Here is an 18,311-nt window from a genome sequence, read left to right as displayed (position 1 = left end):
AGATCGAGATAATCACGATCCCATAGATCGGCCTCGACGATCCGCCAGCGGCCAATCAGGCGGCAGCGAGAGGCCGCGCTCATGATGGCACCGCCATCAGTTTGGGCAACCGCACCAGGTTATAAGCGGCGGCTGCAAAGGTGAATGCCCATCCGACCCGGTCACGGCGACGCAACTTCGTCTTCTCCTGCCCAGCTACGATCTTGATCCAGCCGAATGCCTCGCTTGCGGATGCGCAAGCTGACACCATAACCAAAGTGGCGCGTCTTGCGTCCGTCAATCGCCGAGCAGTGTCCCTTGGCATTCTGCGCCACATGCGGCGTCACCCGGAACAAAAGGTCGTATTCCAGGCGCTCCATCAAAAGTCGTTCAGAACGGATCGAATGGAAGGCCTGCAAAAGCATGGCGCGCAATAGCTTCTCTGGAGCTTCTCTGGCGGGATCGATGGCCGCCCAATCGGCGAATAGAGTGCTGCAAACTCCCGCTCCAGCAAAACCAGCGCGTCGTTCACGATCTGCCGGATTGCCCGCAGCGGATGATCCCTGCGAACACGATCCTCCAGATCGACATAGCTGAAGAGTTCACCCGATCTCACGTCGCCGCCGCGCATCCCTCAACTCTCAATCAAGACAGGACCAATGAATCACGAGAGGGCACCTCGATCCACAACGATATAATCCGCAATTCGTCCAGATTACGTTTGAAATGATTAATCTATTGCCTAAAATTTCAGATGCATCAAGGTATCAATAGTATAACACCGCCAATGTTACGACTTGTGCTTCAGCGGCCGTAACAATTCCCGATTCATTTCATGAATCATTTCCTATACTTGATCGCACTCAGGATGCGCAGGCAGGTGCTTGGCGGATAATGGAAGAGAACGATGATCGACACGCCTTATTACCTGATCGATAAAGCACGATTGCTCAGTAATATGGAAGCAATCGCTTACGTTCGGCAAAGGTCAGGCGCCAAGGTGCTACTCGCGCTGAAGTGCTTCGCGACTTGGTCGGTGTTCGACCTCATGCGCGAGTATATGGACGGCACAACTTCGTCTTCGCTGTACGAAACCCGTCTGGGCCGTGATCGGTTCTGCAAGGAGACTCACGCCTATTCCGTTGCCTATTCTGACAGCGAGATCGAGGAGGTAATCTCCTATTCCGATAAGATCATCTTTAACTCCGTCAGCCAGTTGAATCGCTTTGCCGAAAAGGCTTCCCGCATCGAATGCGGTTTGCGCATCAACCCACGGATCAGTTCCTCGAATTTCGATCTGGCCGATCCTGCGCGCCCGTTCTCGCGGTTGGGAGAATGGGATGTGAATAGGATCGGGGCAGTCATGGGCCAAATCAGTGGATTCATGATCCATAATAATTGCTCAAATGGTGACTTTGATCTGTTCGACCGCACACTCGGCGAAATCGAAGTGAGGTTCGGAGCCCTTCTGCGGCAGGTTAAATGGGTGAGCCTGGGCGGCGGCATCCTCTTTACCCGCGAAGGTTATCCTATCGAGGCCTTTGCTGGTCGCCTGAAAGCCTTCTCGGAAAAATATGGCATACAAGTCTACCTGGAGCCTGGCGAAGCCTCAATCAAGAGATCGGCGACGCTCGAGACGACGGTGCTGGACATCTTCCACAACGGCAAGAACCTTGTGGTCGTCGATTCGTCGATCGAAGCGCATATGCTCGACCTGCTGGTTTATCGCGAACGAGCTCAGCTGGCGCCCGATACCGGCGATCACAGCTATATGGTCTGCGGCAATTCTTGCCTGGCCGGTGATATCTTCGGCGAGTTCCGCTTTCCGCATCCCCTGAAGATCGGCGACCGCATCTCGTTTCAGGATGCAGCCCACTACACCATCGTCAAGAAGAACTGGTTCAACGGCGTCAGGATGCCGACGATAGCAATCCGGGAGCTCGATGGCAGCATCCGGAAGGTACGTGAGTTCACCTATACCGATTATGAACAGAGTCTTTCCTGAAAGGCTCCCCACAAGGAAAGGAAAAATCCGCGAATGAAAAAGAACGTCCTTATCATCGGCGCAGGCGGCGTCGCCCAGGTCGTGGCGCATAAATGTGCGCAGAACAACGACGTGCTTGGTGACATCCACATCGCTTCGCGTACCCGTTCCAAATGCGAGGCTATCATCGCCTCCATCATGGAGAAAAAGGCCCTGAAACGGCTGCGTGCGATCACGGCCCACAGCCTCGATGCACTCGACATCGAGGCCACGAAAGCCTTGATCCGAAAAACAGAGTCTCAGATCGTCATCAATGTTGGCACCGCCTTCCTCAACATGTCGGTTCTCACGGCTTGCATCGAAACCGGCGCAGCCTATATCGACACGGCCATTCACGAGGAGCCAGACAAGATCTGCGAGACCCCGCCCTGGTATGGGAATTTCGAGTGGAAGCGTGCCGCCGAATGCGAGACGAAAGGTATTACCGCTATCCTTGGCGCCGGCTTCGATCCGGGCGTCGTTAACGCCTATGCCCGGCTCGCAAAGGATGATTACCTAGACAAGGTCACCGACATCGATATCGTCGATATCAACGCCGGTAGCCATGGCAGGTATTTCGCCACGAATTTCGATCCGGAAATCAACTTCCGGGAATTCACGGGCGCGGTTTATTCCTGGCAAGAGAGCGAATGGCGCGTCAACAAGATGTTCGAGATCGCCAAGGAATACGACCTGCCGATCGTGGGCAAGCGCAAGGCCTATCTATGCGGCCATGACGAAGTCCACTCGCTGGCAAAGAACATGCAGGGCGCCGACGTGCGCTTCTGGATGGGTTTCAGCGACCACTACATCAATGTGTTCACGGTACTCAAAAACATTGGCCTGCTTTCCGAACTGCCCGTCGTCACGGCCGAAGGCCAGGAAATCGTACCGTTGAAAGTGGTCAAGGCATGCCTACCCAATCCGGCCTCGCTTGCCCCAGGATATGAAGGCAAAACCTGCATTGGTGATTTCGTCAGGGGCTTCCGCAACGGCCGGGAAAGAACCGTTTTCATCTACAACGTTGTAGACCACCGGCAGGCTTACGAGGAAGTCGGTAGCCAAGGCATTTCCTACACTGCCGGCGTGCCGCCTGTTGCGGCAGCGATGCTGGTGGCAACCGATAAGTGGGACGTCAAGCGAATGGCAAATGTTGAAGAACTGCCGCCGAAACCGTTCCTCGACATTCTCAATAAGATCGGACTGCAGACCTATATCCGTGACGAGCAGGGCGATCGTCCACTGGAGATGTACGAACTGGAAGCCGCAGAATAAGTATATCATCCAAATAGAGAAAAATAGGATTAATTTAAATATTATCTTGGAAAAACAATGTCAAAACTGGAACTAATTCCGGATCTTACTCCGGACTACGCAAAATCAGTTGCCGTGATCGGGTGCGGACCAACTGCACTTTATTTCCTCAAACATGTTGTAGATAACCATTCACGCGGGCTTAGCATCACGTTCTTCAGTGCGTCGGACAGCTTGGGTTCGGGGATGCCCTATCATCGCGATTGGGTCGGAGAACAGACGTTGGCAAACATTGCTTGCGAGGAAATCCCCGATATCGAAACGGCTCCAGACGAATGGCTCATGGGCCAATCGGAACGCTGGTTCGCACAAAACCATATGGACTCTCGTCCAATCGGTCCAGGTTACATACCGACACGGCATGTGTTGGGGGAATATTTCGAAGCCCAGTTCAAAGCGATGCTCTCCAATGCCGCGAAGGTGGGTATCACGACCCGCTGCCTATGTCAGTCAACCGTGACCGATGTCGCGCCGACCAAAACCGGCGTATCAGTCGCCTTTCGCAGAGGGGGTGGCAATGAGACGATGGAGTTCGAGTCGGTTGTGATAGCAACCGGACATCACTGGTCTGGCGACGATGCCTCTAGGCCTCGATTCATGGCGTCTCCTTGGCCCATTTCCAAAGTGATGAAGGCGGAGGGCCGGAATATCGGCCTGATCGGCACATCCTTGTCGGCTGTGGATACCTGCTTGGCGCTTGCCAGGAAGAACGGTGTATTCGCCCGGGATTTCGATGGGCGGCTGAAATTTCTTCCCAATTTCGACCTGCACGATTTCCGGATCGTCATGCACTCGCGCAGGGGACTGCTACCACCCGTGCGCGTTCATTTCGAGCATCCACGTTTCGAAATGTACTCCTATATCAGCCAGGCCGATATCCATACGCACATCGAGCAGAACGACGGCCATCTCTCGCTCGATTTCCTGTTCGAACGTGTACTGAAGACGGTCCTGAAAGAAAAATCTCCGGAAGTGCATGATATCATCGCTAAAATGGATTTCGAGACATTTGTCGGATTTCTCCAGAAGCGCCGCAAGGCTAGAGATCCCTTCGAACTCCTGAGAGAAGAATACGTGATCTCCGTTGCATCGATTCGAGACCGAAGCCCGATCTATTGGAAGGAAGTGCTCGACGACATCACCTATACGCTCAACTTCCATATCCGCTATCTCAAACCCAGCGACATCATGCGCGTTCATAACCAGCTCATGCCATTGCTAACTTATCTCGTCGCGGTGTTGCCCCAACAATCATGCGAACAGATCCTAGCCCTGCATGAGGCGGATTGCTTAAGTGTCGTCAGTATCGGTAACGACCTGACAATTTTGGGAGGCGTGGATGATGAACAGGCCAGCCTCGTATTCCGTCATCCGCAAACGGGACAGAAGACGACGCTCTCTTATGATTTCGTAGTGGATTGCCGCGGACAGCAGTCGATCGATCTTGACGATTTTCCGTTCCAGGCGCTGGTTGATGCCGGCGTCATCACAGCGGCCAAAATCAAGCTTGAACCCGAAGCGGCCAATGGCGGTGACGAAATGGCGATCGGAGGCGTTAGCGTCGACGAGTGCTTCCATCCAATTTCCAGCGCCGGAACATCGATGCGATCGATATTCATTCTTGCCGCACCGATTATCTCCGGCATCTATCCCTATCACTCGGGTCTTCCGTTTTGTAGCGAAGTGGCCAAGATCGCCGCAAGAGCGCTCGATAAAGAGGCAGCGTCCGGCTGGAAACAAAGATTTATGGCGCGACCCGCAGCTAGGCGGCGGCTCGGCGTCGGGGCTTGAATGGCAGGAGGTAAAGGCGGTGAAAGCTGTTCGTTTTGTTGTCGAGCAAGATGACTGCGCCAATTGGATCGTTCACGACAAGCTGGGCGTCATCGGTGGAATTTTTATCTCGAAAGCTGCGGCTCTGCAGTTCGCGCGAGGCGAAGCTTGCCGGAACATGGCGCTTATTTTAGTTGCAGATGAAGGCGTAATCGTCGATTTCACGGAAATTAGGCACGTGTCCGACCGGCGCGCCGCCTGATCTTCCACTGCGCAGCGGGCGCGAATATAATCGGAAATAGGAAGACCAAAGGCTGAACTGGCGTGGACTAATGCACAGTTGACCATGGTGGCGGTTGAAAGCCTCGCGCACTTGCTGCGGCCTGTTCTTCACCGTGAAAATGCAGATGTTGGTGTCCAGCATGTACTTCAGCATTAAAATGCCTCGCGCTCCTGCAAGGCTGGCTGATCACGTTCGCTCATGAAATCAGATGTGCCACTTCACCTTCGAACCAGCTGTCCCAAACTTCACCGGCGGGGGCTATAATCCGAGTGCGTCCGACCGCAACGATGTCGACGCGTTTTACATCGTCAGGCAGAGCAACGGCCTTCGGTAGTCGAATTGCCTGGCTACGATTGCTTTGAAATACGGCGCCTTGCTCTATCTCTAGTCCGTCCGACATCTGAGAAAGGCTTTATCTATGTAGCTCAACAAATGGGATATGCCAATGGGATATACATCATACTGGCCGTAATGGTCGACGGGGCTCGACGGCTCTGGCCTACCAGGTTTGTTTCTCCTTTCGAATATCGAACTGGCGTTTTTTTCCCAGGACTTGCAGCCCCGTTAGAGACTGAGACCTTCATACAAGGAAACGGAACTTGAGGAAGCGGATCGATGCGCATCGTTCGAAAGCAAGGGATCGACCGAAGCACATTACCGCCGTCCTTGCTGCATCGACAGTCGTGCTGGCGCTGCTGCAGCCTCGCGGCTGATCCTGCTTCCGGCGGAGAGGCCAAACATCGTGGCCAACACGACGGGTGAAGACACGGCGAGATCTGGACCCGTCTGCAACGCGGTAGATGAAGTCACGGTCAAGGTGGGAGGCGGACAGCACCGACGTTGATGGAAAGGTACCACATGGTTTTAAACATGACACTGGGCGGTCGATTCATCCCCATCCTGACAAACCTCTCGCGGCGATCGGCGTTCATGGCCGCGATCTGCATCTCTCTGCCAGCACACGGAATGGAAGATCCCGTCAGCGGGCTAAAGATCAATCTCGGCAGTGGGTTCGTCATCAAGCGCGACTCTACAAAGGACCCGGTATATGACGTCCTTTTCGGGATCGACCCTGCCTCCGGACAACCGCCGCCAGTCGGAACATCAAACAATCTCTGCGGCGTTACGTTTCGTTCCGATCCCCGGAACGTTGGTTTCACTCAGCCTCAGATCAACGCGATGATCCTCGACGAGAAATGGAGCGTCCAGGCCCGCAGATCGCTCTCGGCTAACATAGAGCTGGAGACCGCCAGCGCTTTCGAGATCGATGACGTCACCGGAGTCGAGTTCATCGGCGTTCCTAAAACCGGTCCTGACCACGCGAACGTTCGGCTGATGATGTCCATGCTCGAAACCCCCAAGGGACGGACAACCGTTACCTGCGCTACCACCAAGGCGAGTTTCGATGATGTCATGCCAATGTTCCATAGGATCCGAGATGCGATCAGCCCTCCGCGCTAGGACTACCTCTTGAGCTCTCGCAATTTGTTTGAACTGATGACCTGCGGTCGGAGGGGCCGGGTCAGTGAAGCTCGCGCTGACCTCTCCAGGATAGGTTTCACGAGCCCGCGCCTGGCATGGAGTAGGAATGCGGTCACAGCGGTTCTGATCTCTAAGCTTGATGGCGGCGGAATCCTACGGCACGGGACATATCGGGAGCGACAACTTTGGAGCAGATAATTAGAAGGTCCAAGGCTCTTGAACCAGTGCATTCACGCTGGCACCCTTAGAACAAGCCAGGCCGCCACATCAGCAGCCAGAACGATCACGAAATGCCAATCTGAGCCTGGTCCCATTCTCGTTGACCCGCCCGCCGAACGCGACATAGGAGTGGAGCTACCAGGAACGGTGACCGGACGTGGGGAGGTTTCGACCGTCAACCAGGCCAATTGCTCAAGCGAGCTATTGCGGCATCTGCGAGACGGATGCCACCTCTATATCTCCGGTTGCAGACCGAACGTTGCCGAACACCAGTGATAATCGCTCAACGATGTGCTCCGGCAATGGCTTCCCGTTGATGGCTGCAATATTGTCGTCAAGATGCTTTAGGTTTCCGGTGCCGGTCAGGACGACGTCGACACCTGAACTATGACGACAAAAGCGGTAGGCAGCTTCTGTCAACGAACCCGATATCCCCGGCTCGAGAAGAAGATCGCACAGATCGTTCGTTTCGACGGCGTGGGGATCAATTTCGCCGGAGCTGATCAGCCTGGCGACAAGATTGTCAAGCCTGTCCTTTTTAGCAAGTGCTCCGCGGACTGCGTACATTGCCATCACACCGAGATTGGCTTGCGCCGCGCGAGGTAACAGATGTTGCGTCGCTGATTGATTGACGAAATTATGGCCCAGCATAATCACGTCCCAAACCCCATCGCCAATCGCGCGTTGCATGACCTGGCGGGAAGGATCTGTGCCAAATGCTTCGGTGATCCCGAGAAAACGGACTTTCCCTGCATCACGAACTTGCAGCAGTTCAGGCAGTAACTCATTCAGGCAGAACTCGTAATGATGAGGACGTACACCATGGAGATGGATGATATCTATATGGTCTGCGCCAAGAACCCGCAGACTTTTCTCCACGCTTCTGGTGATGTCGCCGGGCTTGACGAAGTCGGCACCTTCATAGCTCGCGCCGGGCAGAGTTGCTTTGACTTTGGTCGAGACGATGATCTTGTCGCGGCAATTGCGAATGGCCTGCCCAACCACGCTTTCCGTGCCATAGGCAGGTGCGGTGTCGATGAAATTGATACCTCGATCGATCGCCGCGCGAACCAGATCGACTGCTTCCGTTTCGCTGGCTCCGGTGCGCAGACCCAGCCTGCTGCTGCCGCCAGCCCCAAGCGCTGCCACGCTGACTTTCAGACCCGTCCGGCCGAGGATCGTTGTATCCATGTTACAGTCTCCTGGCTAATAGGAATTGGCCCAATGTCACAATGGGGCGAGCGCGCAGTTACCTGTGTTCGCATCAGCGGTTCTTCCAGACCGGCTTGCGTTTTTCACTGAACGCCTTCGGACCCTCGATGAAATCCTCCGTCTCGGCGAGTGTGGAATGGATCGGATAACTTGCCCGCAATGCATCTTCCAGGGTTGGCTTGTCGAGACTGCTGTAGACGGCTTCCTTGGCGGCTCTGACCGAAAGGGGAGCGAGTTCCAGGATCTGGTTGGCCCAGACCATTGCCGCCTCCAGGGCTTTCGAAGGCGGCACGACCTCGTTGACAAACCCGAGACGCCGGCCCTCTTGCGCCGTCACCCGCCGGCCGGTGAGAATGATGCCAAGCGCCTCTTTTTGCGGGATGATGCGCGGAAGGCGCTGGACGCCCCCGCCGGATGCCATCATGCCGACCTTTCCCTCCGGCAAGCTGAAATAAGCATTTTCAGACGCAATCACCAGATCGCAGGCCAGAGCCAGTTCGAAGCCTCCACCGACCGCCAGCCCGTTGACGGCGGCGATGATTGGCTTTGTCAGATCGCAGCGCATCGCTAGCCCTCCGAAGCCCGTATGTGGGCGCGGCCCCCGCTTGCCAGCGGCCTGGGCCTTGAGGTCATTGCCAGCCGAGAAGGCGCGATCGCCCTCCCCCGTCACGATGCCAATCCACAGATCGTCATTGGCAGCAAAGTCGTTCCACACAGTCTCCATTTCGTGACTGGCCTCGCGGTTGAGCGCATTCGCCACCTCCGGCCGGTTGATCGTCACGATTCGGATCCGTCCCCGGTCCTCGACTTTGCAATAAAGCAATCCGCCCATGTTCGTCCTCCCAGTCATCAACGTTCAGGCACTCACAACCATCAGGCGCCGACCGACGTGGGCGCCCAGTGAATCAGCGTCATCTCCTCGTTGGGCCCCGCCACGACGAAGCGACCGGTGAGAGACATCCCAATCGTCACCGCGGACGGATCGACATCAACGACGTTGCCGATAATCCGCACGTTCGGAACCGCGTCGAGCGCAATAAAACCGACCGTGTACGGCGTGGAGGAAAATCCCTTTGCGGTCGGGCGGCCGACGATCGTGTAGGTGAACAACGTCCCGCGCGGTTCGACAACCACCCATTCGACATCGCTCGACCGGCAGGTCTGGCAGTTGATGCGCGGCGGCCAGCGATGGGTTTCGCAAGTGCCACATTTCTGGATCTTCAATTGGTGATTATGTGTGCCTTCCCAGAAGGGGGCAAAATTAGGGTCAGAAAGATCCGGCACCGGAATCTGATCGAGATCAAACATTTTTTCCTCCCAGAACGGCGAAGCTTCCATCGCCAAGTTGTCCCCATCCCGTCACCGCGATAAGCCGGGCATTCTCCACTTGACGGCCGCCGCATTCGCCCCGCAACTGGCGCACGGATTCGATCACGTGGTTGAGGCCCGCCTGATGGGCTTCCGACAACATCCCTCCATGCGTATTGATCGGCAATTTGCCACCCAGACGAATGCCGCCATCGGCGATCAGCGCGGCCGCCTCTCCGTGCGCGGCAAATCCCGCCTCTTCGATCTGATGCAGTACCTCGAACGTAAAACAGTCGTAGATCATCGCGGCGTCCATATCTCCAGGCCCCATGCCCAGATCGTTCCAGACCCGATCTGCTGATTGTGTCAGCCCGATATCGAGGAACGGATCGCGGTTCGACGTATCGTCGGGCGAGACGCCCTGCGCTTCGGCCACCGACAGGATGCGGATATCCCGCGCCTCATTGCGCGTCGAGACGATCACCGCGCTTGCTCCGTCCGTTTCCAGGCAGCAATCGAACAGCGTATAGGGATCGGCAATCATCCGTCCCGCCAGATAATCGTCCATCGTCAGTTCACGGCCGTGCATCTGGGCGTTCGGATTGAGGTTTGCGTGGGCGCGGGCGGCCAAGGCGATCTCCCCCAGCGTGCGTCGATCCAGCCCGTATTCGTGCTTGTAGCGCTGGCACAGAACCGCATAACGCTGGGCCGGCGTGTTCATGCCGTACACATGTTCGAGATGTCGACGGAACGGCTGCCCAGGCAAGAAAGACGGGCGGTCCGCCTTGCGCGTTCCGGAACTCCCCCTTAACCCGCGAAACAGCAAGACATGATCGGCCGCGCCGCTGACAACAGCCATCGATGCGAGCCGGAGTGCCGACACCGCGCCGCAGCCGCCCATGTCGATCGTCGCTCGGAAGCGCGGATTGAGCGAAAGCTCCGCTTGGATAACGTCATCGCCCACATGGCCGGGATAGGGTATGATCCCGTCAATTTGTCGGGCATCGATCCCGGCATCGGCAGCTGCCGCCAGCACGGCCTCAATCGCCAGCACTTCGGCAGGACGATCGATCTTCTTGCGGTATTCGGTATTGCCCACCCCGATTATGCGCGCCTCGTTCTTCCTGCCCACCACAAACTTCCTCCCCGTGTCGTCGATATTGGCTAGTTCCACACGGCGCGCGCATCGACGATCGATACAAGCCCGCCCGAGACCATCACCGGATTGAGATCAACTTCCGTCAGTGCCTCCCCTTTGCCGAGCGCCCAGTCGGCGAAAGCCGCCAGAAATGCAACCAGCGCGTCCCGGTCGGCAGCGGGCTGGCCGCGATAGCCGTCGAGGAGCATGTTCAAACGAGCGTTTCGCGACAAAAGCCTGCGCAGCATGGGCGGTGTTGTCGGCAGAACGACGGCTGCGACCTCCGCATGCAGTTCCGCCAGCGTGCCGCCGAGACCAACGACAAGCACCAGCCCGAACGACGGGTCCCGCTTGATCCCGACCAGGATTTCCACACCCTGCGACATCTTCTGGACCAGCACAGACGTTGCGGTGAGCCTCTTTCGGCCAGCGATTTCCTCGAACGTCTCGGCAGCAGCCTCGACCGCCGCCCGGTCCCCAAGTCGGATGACGACACCACCGTCATCAGATTTGTGGTTCATATCCGGCGAACTGAGCTTGAGGGCAACCGGAAAGCCAATCTGTTCGGCACGGGCGCCGATTTCGGCGGCATCAAACTTCGAAACGACGTCGAATGCCGCACATGGAAGTCCGGCCAGCCTCAGGTCTGCCAAAGCTTGCGTAACAGTCCAGATGGATTGGGGCCCATCCGCTGGAACGGCCGATGCGTTGACCGGCGCTCCATCCAGAAGGCTTATCAACTCCACCGCTCCAGCCTTATCCGCATGGCTCCGCGAAAACTTGGCACAAGCCTCGGCAGCGCGGGCCGCCAGCGGAAAATCGCCGAATGCGGGAATGCCGGCTTTATCGAAGATCGCCTGTACTTCTGCGGAAATTCCAACCCATGCGACGAATACGTCCTGCGCAACTTCCCCGGCAGCCGCCACGACCGCGCGCGCGACCGCCTCCGCAAAGATGCCGCCGGCGCCCAGCGACAGAAAGATCGTGTCGATGCTGGCGTCCTGAGCAATGGTATTTATCGCCCGCCTCACCTTATCCGGGTTGCGCCAGACCCCGCCGATATCCGCCGGATTATGAATACCGGCCTGCCCGGTCGATTCAGCCAAAGCTGCGACCATGGCTGGCGAAAATTGCGCCAGATCCCAGCCGATAACCTCAATATGATCGGCGCTTAGCGACGCAGCACCGCCCGATACTGTGATGACCGCCGCACGCCGGTTGCGCGGCAGTTGATCGCGACGCCGCGCCCGTTGCGCCAGGGTGCGACCGACACTGAAGAACTCGACGAAACTGTCCGTTTCGGTGATGCCGGTTTCCTGCGCGATTGCAGCAAACACCTCTCGCGTGCCTGCCACGCGACCGGTATGGGATTGGACGGCCGCACGCCCTTTGACGGATCTGCCCACCTGTAGCATCGTCACGGGTTTTCCAGCCAGCCGCGCCGACAGCGCCGCGCGCCGGAACGCGGCACCATCTCCGATGCCTTCTAAAAACAGCATAATCGAATGCACGCTCGGATCGTCCACCATGGCCTGCATTAGCTCTTCTATGCCGGTCGCGCTTTCATCGCCGGTGCTGACCAGCCAAGAAAAGCCGACCGATGTCTCGCCGAACCACTGCAACATGGCTGAGATCGTCGCCCCGCTCTGTGAAAGGCAAGCGATCCCGCCCGCAGGAACGCGCCCGCCACGTGTTCCCGACGCAAAGCTTCCATTCAGGCTGAGATTGCCGTTCAAAACACCCATCGAATTCGGGCCGATAATCCGCATTCGGGAAACCTTGGCGAGTTGCGAAATCCGTGTGCGGAATATCAGACGCTCGTTCTCGTTGCCGCTTTCCGCCGTCACCACGACACAACTGTGCACGCCGAGCTTGGCTGCCTCCTCTAGCGTGGGAATGACGAACTTTATCGGCGTCACCACAAACACCATGTCGGGCGTCGACGGCAGGTCCGAAAGTGACCCGTAAACTGGAAGACCCAGCAGGGTCGTGCCGGCCAGTCGCGGGTTGACTGGATAAACGGTCGCACGCGCGCCACCTTCGACAAGATTGGCGAGCACCCGGGCGCCATAATAGTTGCCACCTTCGAGGTCTGAAGCACCGGCGACGGCGATGACTTGTGGAGATGGCAGCACGCCCATAAGCGACGCCCTATTCATATTCGAGGCCATTTCGGGAATACCGCCGTAGACAACGTTGTCTTTTCACTAACCGGAGAAATATGAGCTGTCAATGCCGCGATTATTGCGATAGCGCTGAGACCGTAAAACACATCTGGCGTATCGGCATAGCCGCCATACTAAAGAGATGCGAAGGTTTCTCCGACGACGATCGAATGACCAATGACTTCCCCGCTCGACTGGGACGATGACGCATTGTCCGACATGATGAAGTCCAGTGCTGCTTCGCCTGCGTGGTGGAAATTCATTTCAACCGTTGTCAGCCGCGGCGTGGACAGCGTCGCTAGCCGCGTATTGCCGAGGCCCATGACAGAGATCCGCGCGGGGATTTCAATTCCCTCTGATCGAAGATGACTGATTGCTCCAAATGCGATCGCATCGGAGCCACAGATCAGCGCCGTAAAATCGGGGTTTCGTAACAGCATTTCGGCTGCGCCCCGTGCACCGGCTTCAGGGGTGGAATCGATATTGGCAATTGCATAATCCACCATGTGACCCGACAGATAGCTCGTCATTGCCTGCATGCGCTGCTTCGTCATATCGTTGCGCGCCGGGCCAAGCAGGATGCCGATTTTCTTGTGCCCGTTCTCGACGATGAACTTTGCCTTGGAGATTCCGATCGCCTCACTATCTGCTGCAAAGACAGGTACTTGTATGTTCCTTGGCATGAGCGAGACGACGACCGTACCCGAGCGCTTTAACTCGTCGACCGTCTCCACGAGTTCCCCGTGATGGGTCCACTGATCAAAGCCGCCGCCCGCAATGATGATGCCGTCGACGCGGTATTCGAGAAGCTTGCGCAGGTATTTGATCTCCAGCAACGGATCGCGTTGCATGTTGCAGACGATGGCAAAGGTGGAGTGGGCGGTCTCCGCTCGCTTCGTCACGCTTTCAGCGATCATGCCATAGTGAGCATCGAGCATGTCTCCAATCACCAGTCCGACCACACCTTGCCTGCCTCCACGCAATCGCCGGGCCACGAGATTGGGGACATATCCCACGGCTTTGGCGGCTACGTTCACCTTTTCCTTGAGCCTGGCATCAACGGCATAATCGGAATTGCGCAAGACGCGCGCTGCGGTGCTGAGAGAAACGCCAGCTTTCTTTGCCACATCAACCAGTGTCGGGTTCTTTACGTCTCGCTGGTCCATAGTCATTCTCGTCTCTATCGATGCTACTGGTCACGCACTTGAACAGCGTCGCAACCACAAGCCGTGAAGCGTCTCTACACCAAGCCACCGGGACCGTCAAAATAGCATAGACAACGTTGTCTTCATCCGCTACTCTTTCTTTCGGGCCTCGGCAAGCTTAACCGCCAAGCCAATTTTTCAGCACGGGACTGCGTCGGGAGGTGACGAGGTCTTGCTGCTGTCGGCTCACAGAATAATAGATCATTCAAGGAGGAGACGAATGGGACAGGTTATCCGAACTTTGGCGCTCGTTGCGACCATGGCCGCTTTCTCGGGTCTGGCAATTGAAAATGTAGCTGCCCAGGACGCGCCTTATCCGACCAAACCGATCAAGCTTATCATACCCTATGCTCCTGGCGGCGGCACCGACGCCGTTGCGGCTGCATTCTCGGACAAGCTCTCTCAAAAATTAGGGCAACCGATCGTCAAGGAAAACCACGCCGGTAGTAATTCCGTCATCGGCACCGCGCTGCTCGCCCAGGCGCCGCCGGATGGCCAGACATTGCTGGTCGTCACGGCCGCCATTGCCAACAACCCGTTTCTGTATTCCAAACTGCCATACAAGACCGAAACCTTCGTGCCGGTGTCGATCCTGACTGCCTATCCTTTTGTTTTGGGAGTTCGTGCCAATCTGCCGTTCAAGACCATGCAGGAGCTTATCGCCTACGCAAAGGCCAATCCCGGCAAGCTAACGGCCGGGACATCGGGCCGAGGCGCGGGCGCGCAGCTGGCTCTTGGGCTTCTCAACAAAAGCGCCGGCATCCAGATCCGCGACATCCCGTTCAAAGGAGCGGGTGAAAGTCTCAACAACGTGGCGGGTGGCTTTGTCGACATGGTGTTTTCCGGGTATGAGACGGTACGCCCGTTTGTGGAAAGCGGAAAGATGAAAGCTTTCGCTCACACGGGTACCGAGCCCTTGGGCACTGAAAAGATCCCGCCCATCGCAGACGCTGTTCCAGGCTTCGAATACCTGAACTGGCTTGCGCTAATTGCACCCGCCGGAACACCTCCCGTCGTAACCGAAAAGCTCAATGCTGAGCTCAAGGCAATCTTCGCCCAGCAGGACGTCAAGGACCGGCTGGCGGCCCAAAACATCACATCGGTCGCCAGCACCTCGGCGCAGGCAAAGACCTATCTCGCCAAAGAGATGGAAAAGAGCAAGTCCATCATCGAGAGCATCGGGCTGAAGCCCGAGTAAACCCCCAATGCCATCTCGGCTGATCCGCAAACGCCGGGTCAGACGAGGCAGATCATCACGACACCGGGAGGTTAGTCAGGTGTTTTCGACGTCCAACGGGAAAGCCGATCTAGAGGCAGGTCTGTTCTTCACCCTTTTCGGCGGGCTAACGGCCAGCTTGTCGCTACAATACCAGATGGGGACGATCGCCGCGATGGGCCCGGGCCTCTTCCCGTTCATGCTCGGCATTCTGCTCTCATTCATCGGCCTTGTCATCTTCGTCAAGGGCCTGCTGGGGAATGGCGAAATCGCTAGAAATTTGCCGCTTTGGCCATTGATCTTGATCACCGCCTCGCTGCTCGTCTTCGCATTCCTGGTTCTAACGGCGGGGCTGGCCATTGCTGTCACCGCGCAGGTTGTGATTGCTTTGAGAGCGTCCGAACATTTCACATGGAAACGGGCTGCGGCGCTCAGCGCCGGGCTGCTGATCTTCTGCTACGTCGTCTTCGTGTACTTCCTCGGCATATCTTTGCCCATGTTTGCGGTTTGATCCAATGGACCTGTTCAACAATCTTGGCATCGGTTTCGACGCTGCGCTTTCGCTCAATAACCTCACCTTCTGCTTTGTCGGTGTGCTGGTTGGAACAGCGATCGGCATATTGCCGGGTCTCGGGCCGCTTGCCACGATCGCAATGCTTCTGCCGCTCACCTATTCTCTCGAGCCCGTCACCGGTCTGATCATGATCGCGGGTATCTATTACGGCGCCCAATATGGCGGCTCGACGACGGCTATCCTCGTCAATCTGCCGGGTGAATCATCGGCGATCGTATCATGTCTGGACGGACATCAGATGGCGCGCAAGGGACGCGCCGGCGCTGCCCTTGCGATAGCCGCGATCGGGTCCTTCTTTGCCGGCACAGTCGCAACCCTTTTGATTGCGGGTTTTTCCCCCATCCTTGCCGAGGTGGCCTTTCTGTTCGGACCTGTCGAATATTTCGCCATGATGGTACTTGGACTGACTGCCGCGACACTGCTGGCGCACGGGTCTTTCATCAAAGGCGTTGCAATGGTGCTGACAGGTCTGATCCTGGGACTTGTCGGGGCTGACGTAAACAGCGGCACCTACCGCTTTACCTTCGGCTCCTTTTCGCTGACGGAGGGGATCGAATTCGTTGCTGTCGCGATGGGGTTGTTCGCATTCACCGACATCGTCACGAATATCCGCAACAATACCGCCCGCGAGGTAACCGCTCCGACGCTTGGCAATCTCTGGATGAGCCGAAAGGAGGCAAAGCAGGCAGCGTTTCCCATTTTGCGAGGCACGATGATTGGCTCGGTTCTCGGGCTTCTGCCTGGTGGTGGTGCGATGATTTCCTCTTTCGCATCCTATGCCATGGAAAAGCGCCTGTCACGACACCCCGAAGAGTTTGGCCATGGCGCAGTGGCGGGCTTAGCAGGCCCGGAAGCCGCCAACAACGCGGGAGCGCAGACCTCCTTCATTCCGATGCTGACGCTTGGCATACCCAGCAACGGGGTGATGGCGCTGATGATTGGCGCCCTTATGGTGCATAATATTGCGCCTGGTCCGTTCGTGATGGTTTCCAACCCGGATATTTTCTGGGGCCTGATTGCCTCTATGTGGATCGGCAATGCAATCCTGATCGTGCTGAACCTGCCCCTCATTCCTCTCTGGGTGCGGCTCATCCGCGTAAACTACTGGATCCTGTTCCCGATCATCCTGACGGTGTGTTGCGTCGGTCTCTACAGTATCGGAAACCGGGTTCTGCCGATCTATTTCGCAGCGGGCTTCACTCTGCTGGGATGCTTGTTCTGGCGAATGCGCGCCGAGGCGGCGCCTCTTCTTCTGGGGTTTATTCTCGGTCCACTTATGGAGGAGCATTTCCGTCGGGCGCTGCTTCTTTCGAATGGCGATGTGGCGATTTTCTATCAAAGCCCTCTATCGGTCGTCATGCTCGGCGCCGCTGCGATCATCTGTGTGATTGTCCTCCTTCCGCAAATCCGGCGGGGACGCAGCGCCGCATTTGTCGAAGAGGCTTGAGGCCGCGGCACCTAATGTTCTCAAACCATCAACTCCATCGCAATGTGAGATCGGCATGAAATTTGTGAGCTTCGAGTACCACGGGCAAGACGGATTCGGCTTTCTGTCCGACCAGATTGTTTTTGACCTAACGGGTCGCCTGGCGCCTCAGGTGACGACCCTTAAGCAAGCGCTTTCGAAAGGATTGCTGGGCCAGGCGCATGATCATCTTGGGCAAGCACCGCAGCTGCCGCTCCACGATCTGAAACTGCACCCCGTGATTCCCGATCCGGATAAGATTATCTGTGTGGGCCTCAATTACGACGATCACCGCAAGGAAACGAACCGGCCCGACTCCGAATATCCGACGATCTTTACCCGTTTTGCGGATTCACAAGTCGGTCACGATCAACCCATGCTCAAGCCCTCTTTTTCCGAGCGCTTTGACTATGAAGCGGAGCTTGCGATTGTCATTGGCAGGCACGGCCGCAATATTTCCGAGGAAATTGCGATGGAATTTATCGCTGGTTACGCCTGTTATAACGATGGGTCGGTGCGCGACTGGCAGCGGCACACCAGTCAGTTCACCCCGGGCAAGAATTTCCCCGGCACCGGTGGGTTTGGCCCGGCTTTGGTCACGCCAGACGAGGTAGGTGATTACCGCTTGTTGCCGATCCAGCTTCGGCTAAATGGTACCTTGATGCAGGATTCGCATTTGGCAAATCTCATCTTTCCGATCGAGAAACTGATCGCCTATTGCTCGACATTCACCCTTCTCTCGCCGGGCGACGTGATCGTTACCGGCACGCCGGGCGGAGTCGGTGACCGCCGTGAGCCGCCTATCTATATGCGGGAGGGCGACCTCGTTGAAGTTGAAATAGGCACTGTTGGCACCCTGAGAAACCGGGTCGCAAACGCGTGAGGCTGCAGGTCAATCAGACATAGCGCCGGGACTTTGGGGTGAGAAAAAATATGGAACCAAGGCCATATGGCCGTA

15 protein-coding genes and 4 pseudogenes are annotated in these 18,311 nt (G+C 56.8%); 9 read left to right on the top strand and 10 right to left on the bottom strand.

Annotation, left to right across the window (positions count from 1 at the left end; genetic code table 11):
- Positions 1 to 79: 79 nt before the first annotated feature.
- Positions 80 to 329 (bottom strand): annotated as a pseudogene (locus tag MOV63_RS32990) (IS5/IS1182 family transposase); the annotation flags it as partial.
- Positions 327 to 610, bottom strand: a pseudogene (locus tag MOV63_RS32985) (transposase); the annotation flags it as partial. The pseudogenes MOV63_RS32985 and MOV63_RS32990, both read right to left, overlap by 3 nt.
- A gap of 276 nt (positions 611 to 886) precedes the next feature.
- Here MOV63_RS32985 and nspC point away from each other — a divergent pair.
- The 4 genes from nspC to MOV63_RS14165 are packed head-to-tail and all read left to right on the top strand — an operon-like array spanning position 887 to position 5,348.
- The gene (gene nspC / locus MOV63_RS14180; protein WP_247034361.1) at positions 887 to 1,984 is read left to right on the top strand and encodes a carboxynorspermidine decarboxylase; all 1,098 of its coding nucleotides are present in this window, start codon (positions 887 to 889) and stop codon (positions 1,982 to 1,984) included.
- A 33-nt stretch (positions 1,985 to 2,017) separates the two neighbouring features.
- The gene (locus tag MOV63_RS14175) at positions 2,018 to 3,277 is read left to right on the top strand and encodes a saccharopine dehydrogenase family protein (RefSeq protein WP_247034360.1); all 1,260 of its coding nucleotides are present in this window, start codon (positions 2,018 to 2,020) and stop codon (positions 3,275 to 3,277) included.
- A gap of 57 nt (positions 3,278 to 3,334) precedes the next feature.
- Positions 3,335 to 5,107, top strand: coding sequence for an FAD/NAD(P)-binding protein (locus MOV63_RS14170; protein ID WP_247034359.1), 1,773 nt, complete (start codon positions 3,335 to 3,337; stop codon positions 5,105 to 5,107).
- A gap of 19 nt (positions 5,108 to 5,126) precedes the next feature.
- Positions 5,127 to 5,348 (top strand): hypothetical protein, encoded by a 222-nt coding sequence (locus MOV63_RS14165; RefSeq protein ID WP_247034368.1) that lies wholly within the window; start codon positions 5,127 to 5,129, stop codon positions 5,346 to 5,348.
- A 66-nt stretch (positions 5,349 to 5,414) separates the two neighbouring features.
- On the opposite strand, the pseudogene MOV63_RS14160 reads toward MOV63_RS14165, so the two are convergent.
- A pseudogene (locus MOV63_RS14160) lies at positions 5,415 to 5,522 on the bottom strand (VapC toxin family PIN domain ribonuclease); the annotation flags it as partial.
- Positions 5,522 to 5,751, bottom strand: a pseudogene (gene vapB / locus MOV63_RS14155) (type II toxin-antitoxin system VapB family antitoxin). The pseudogenes MOV63_RS14160 and vapB, both read right to left, overlap by 1 nt.
- Before the next feature lie 476 nt (positions 5,752 to 6,227).
- Between vapB and MOV63_RS14150 the strand changes: the two are divergent.
- Positions 6,228 to 6,830, top strand: a complete 603-nt coding sequence (locus tag MOV63_RS14150; protein WP_247034358.1) for a hypothetical protein — start codon at positions 6,228 to 6,230, stop codon at positions 6,828 to 6,830.
- Positions 6,831 to 7,271: 441 nt separating this feature from the next.
- Here the strand turns inward: MOV63_RS14150 and MOV63_RS14145 are convergent, their stop codons facing one another.
- The 6 genes from MOV63_RS14145 to MOV63_RS14120 all read right to left on the bottom strand — a co-directional run bounded on the left by MOV63_RS14145 (position 7,272) and on the right by MOV63_RS14120 (position 14,065).
- Entirely contained in the window at positions 7,272 to 8,261 is a 990-nt protein-coding gene (locus tag MOV63_RS14145) for an aldo/keto reductase (protein WP_247034357.1), read from the bottom strand.
- A gap of 73 nt (positions 8,262 to 8,334) precedes the next feature.
- Complete coding sequence (locus MOV63_RS14140; RefSeq protein ID WP_247034356.1) at positions 8,335 to 9,114, bottom strand: enoyl-CoA hydratase-related protein; 780 nt, start codon at positions 9,112 to 9,114, stop codon at positions 8,335 to 8,337.
- Between the two features lie 41 nt (positions 9,115 to 9,155).
- Entirely contained in the window at positions 9,156 to 9,590 is a 435-nt protein-coding gene (locus MOV63_RS14135; protein WP_247034355.1) for a Zn-ribbon domain-containing OB-fold protein, read from the bottom strand.
- A complete protein-coding gene (locus tag MOV63_RS14130; protein ID WP_247034353.1) occupies positions 9,583 to 10,764 on the bottom strand; it encodes a thiolase family protein in 1,182 nt (393 codons plus the stop codon). Before MOV63_RS14130 ends, MOV63_RS14135 begins: the two co-directional genes overlap by 8 nt.
- Positions 10,755 to 12,869: an acetate--CoA ligase family protein gene (locus MOV63_RS14125; RefSeq protein ID WP_247034351.1), complete on the bottom strand. Its 2,115-nt coding sequence runs from the start codon at positions 12,867 to 12,869 to the stop codon at positions 10,755 to 10,757. The genes MOV63_RS14130 and MOV63_RS14125 overlap by 10 nt, the downstream gene beginning before the upstream one ends.
- Before the next feature lie 158 nt (positions 12,870 to 13,027).
- The gene (locus tag MOV63_RS14120; protein WP_247034349.1) at positions 13,028 to 14,065 is read right to left on the bottom strand and encodes a LacI family DNA-binding transcriptional regulator; all 1,038 of its coding nucleotides are present in this window, start codon (positions 14,063 to 14,065) and stop codon (positions 13,028 to 13,030) included.
- A 253-nt stretch (positions 14,066 to 14,318) separates the two neighbouring features.
- Here MOV63_RS14120 and MOV63_RS14115 point away from each other — a divergent pair, with 253 nt between their 5' ends.
- From MOV63_RS14115 to MOV63_RS14100, 4 genes are all read left to right on the top strand, one after another.
- Positions 14,319 to 15,296: a tripartite tricarboxylate transporter substrate binding protein gene (locus tag MOV63_RS14115; protein WP_247034347.1), complete on the top strand. Its 978-nt coding sequence runs from the start codon at positions 14,319 to 14,321 to the stop codon at positions 15,294 to 15,296.
- A gap of 79 nt (positions 15,297 to 15,375) precedes the next feature.
- On the top strand, positions 15,376 to 15,825 hold the full coding sequence (locus MOV63_RS14110) for a tripartite tricarboxylate transporter TctB family protein (protein WP_247034345.1): 450 nt from the start codon (positions 15,376 to 15,378) through the stop codon (positions 15,823 to 15,825).
- A 4-nt stretch (positions 15,826 to 15,829) separates the two neighbouring features.
- Entirely contained in the window at positions 15,830 to 17,335 is a 1,506-nt protein-coding gene (locus tag MOV63_RS14105) for a tripartite tricarboxylate transporter permease (RefSeq protein WP_247034342.1), read from the top strand.
- A 55-nt stretch (positions 17,336 to 17,390) separates the two neighbouring features.
- A complete protein-coding gene (locus MOV63_RS14100; RefSeq protein ID WP_247034341.1) occupies positions 17,391 to 18,236 on the top strand; it encodes a fumarylacetoacetate hydrolase family protein in 846 nt (281 codons plus the stop codon).
- Positions 18,237 to 18,311: the final 75 nt, after the last annotated feature.

The sequence above is a fragment of the Neorhizobium sp. SHOUNA12A genome, from assembly GCF_023006505.1.
Lineage (GTDB): Bacteria > Pseudomonadota > Alphaproteobacteria > Rhizobiales > Rhizobiaceae > Neorhizobium.
This window is presented reverse-complemented; position numbering and strand designations above follow the sequence as displayed.

Bases quoted from the DNA above. Each gene is read 5' to 3' on its own strand.
- MOV63_RS14170 (WP_247034359.1), top strand. From the start codon at position 3,335: ATGTCAAAACTGGAACTAATTCCGGATCTTACTCCGGACTACGCAAAA.
- MOV63_RS14140 (WP_247034356.1), bottom strand. From the start codon at position 9,114: ATGGGCGGATTGCTTTATTGCAAAGTCGAGGACCGGGGACGGATCCGA.
- MOV63_RS14135 (WP_247034355.1), bottom strand. From the start codon at position 9,590: ATGTTTGATCTCGATCAGATTCCGGTGCCGGATCTTTCTGACCCTAAT.
- MOV63_RS14150 (WP_247034358.1), top strand. From the start codon at position 6,228: ATGGTTTTAAACATGACACTGGGCGGTCGATTCATCCCCATCCTGACA.
- MOV63_RS14120 (WP_247034349.1), bottom strand. From the start codon at position 14,065: ATGACTATGGACCAGCGAGACGTAAAGAACCCGACACTGGTTGATGTG.
- MOV63_RS14145 (WP_247034357.1), bottom strand. From the start codon at position 8,261: ATGGATACAACGATCCTCGGCCGGACGGGTCTGAAAGTCAGCGTGGCA.
- nspC (WP_247034361.1), top strand. From the start codon at position 887: ATGATCGACACGCCTTATTACCTGATCGATAAAGCACGATTGCTCAGT.
- MOV63_RS14100 (WP_247034341.1), top strand. From the start codon at position 17,391: ATGAAATTTGTGAGCTTCGAGTACCACGGGCAAGACGGATTCGGCTTT.
- MOV63_RS14105 (WP_247034342.1), top strand. From the start codon at position 15,830: ATGGACCTGTTCAACAATCTTGGCATCGGTTTCGACGCTGCGCTTTCG.
- MOV63_RS14115 (WP_247034347.1), top strand. From the start codon at position 14,319: ATGGGACAGGTTATCCGAACTTTGGCGCTCGTTGCGACCATGGCCGCT.
- MOV63_RS14125 (WP_247034351.1), bottom strand. From the start codon at position 12,869: ATGGGCGTGCTGCCATCTCCACAAGTCATCGCCGTCGCCGGTGCTTCA.
- MOV63_RS14175 (WP_247034360.1), top strand. From the start codon at position 2,018: ATGAAAAAGAACGTCCTTATCATCGGCGCAGGCGGCGTCGCCCAGGTC.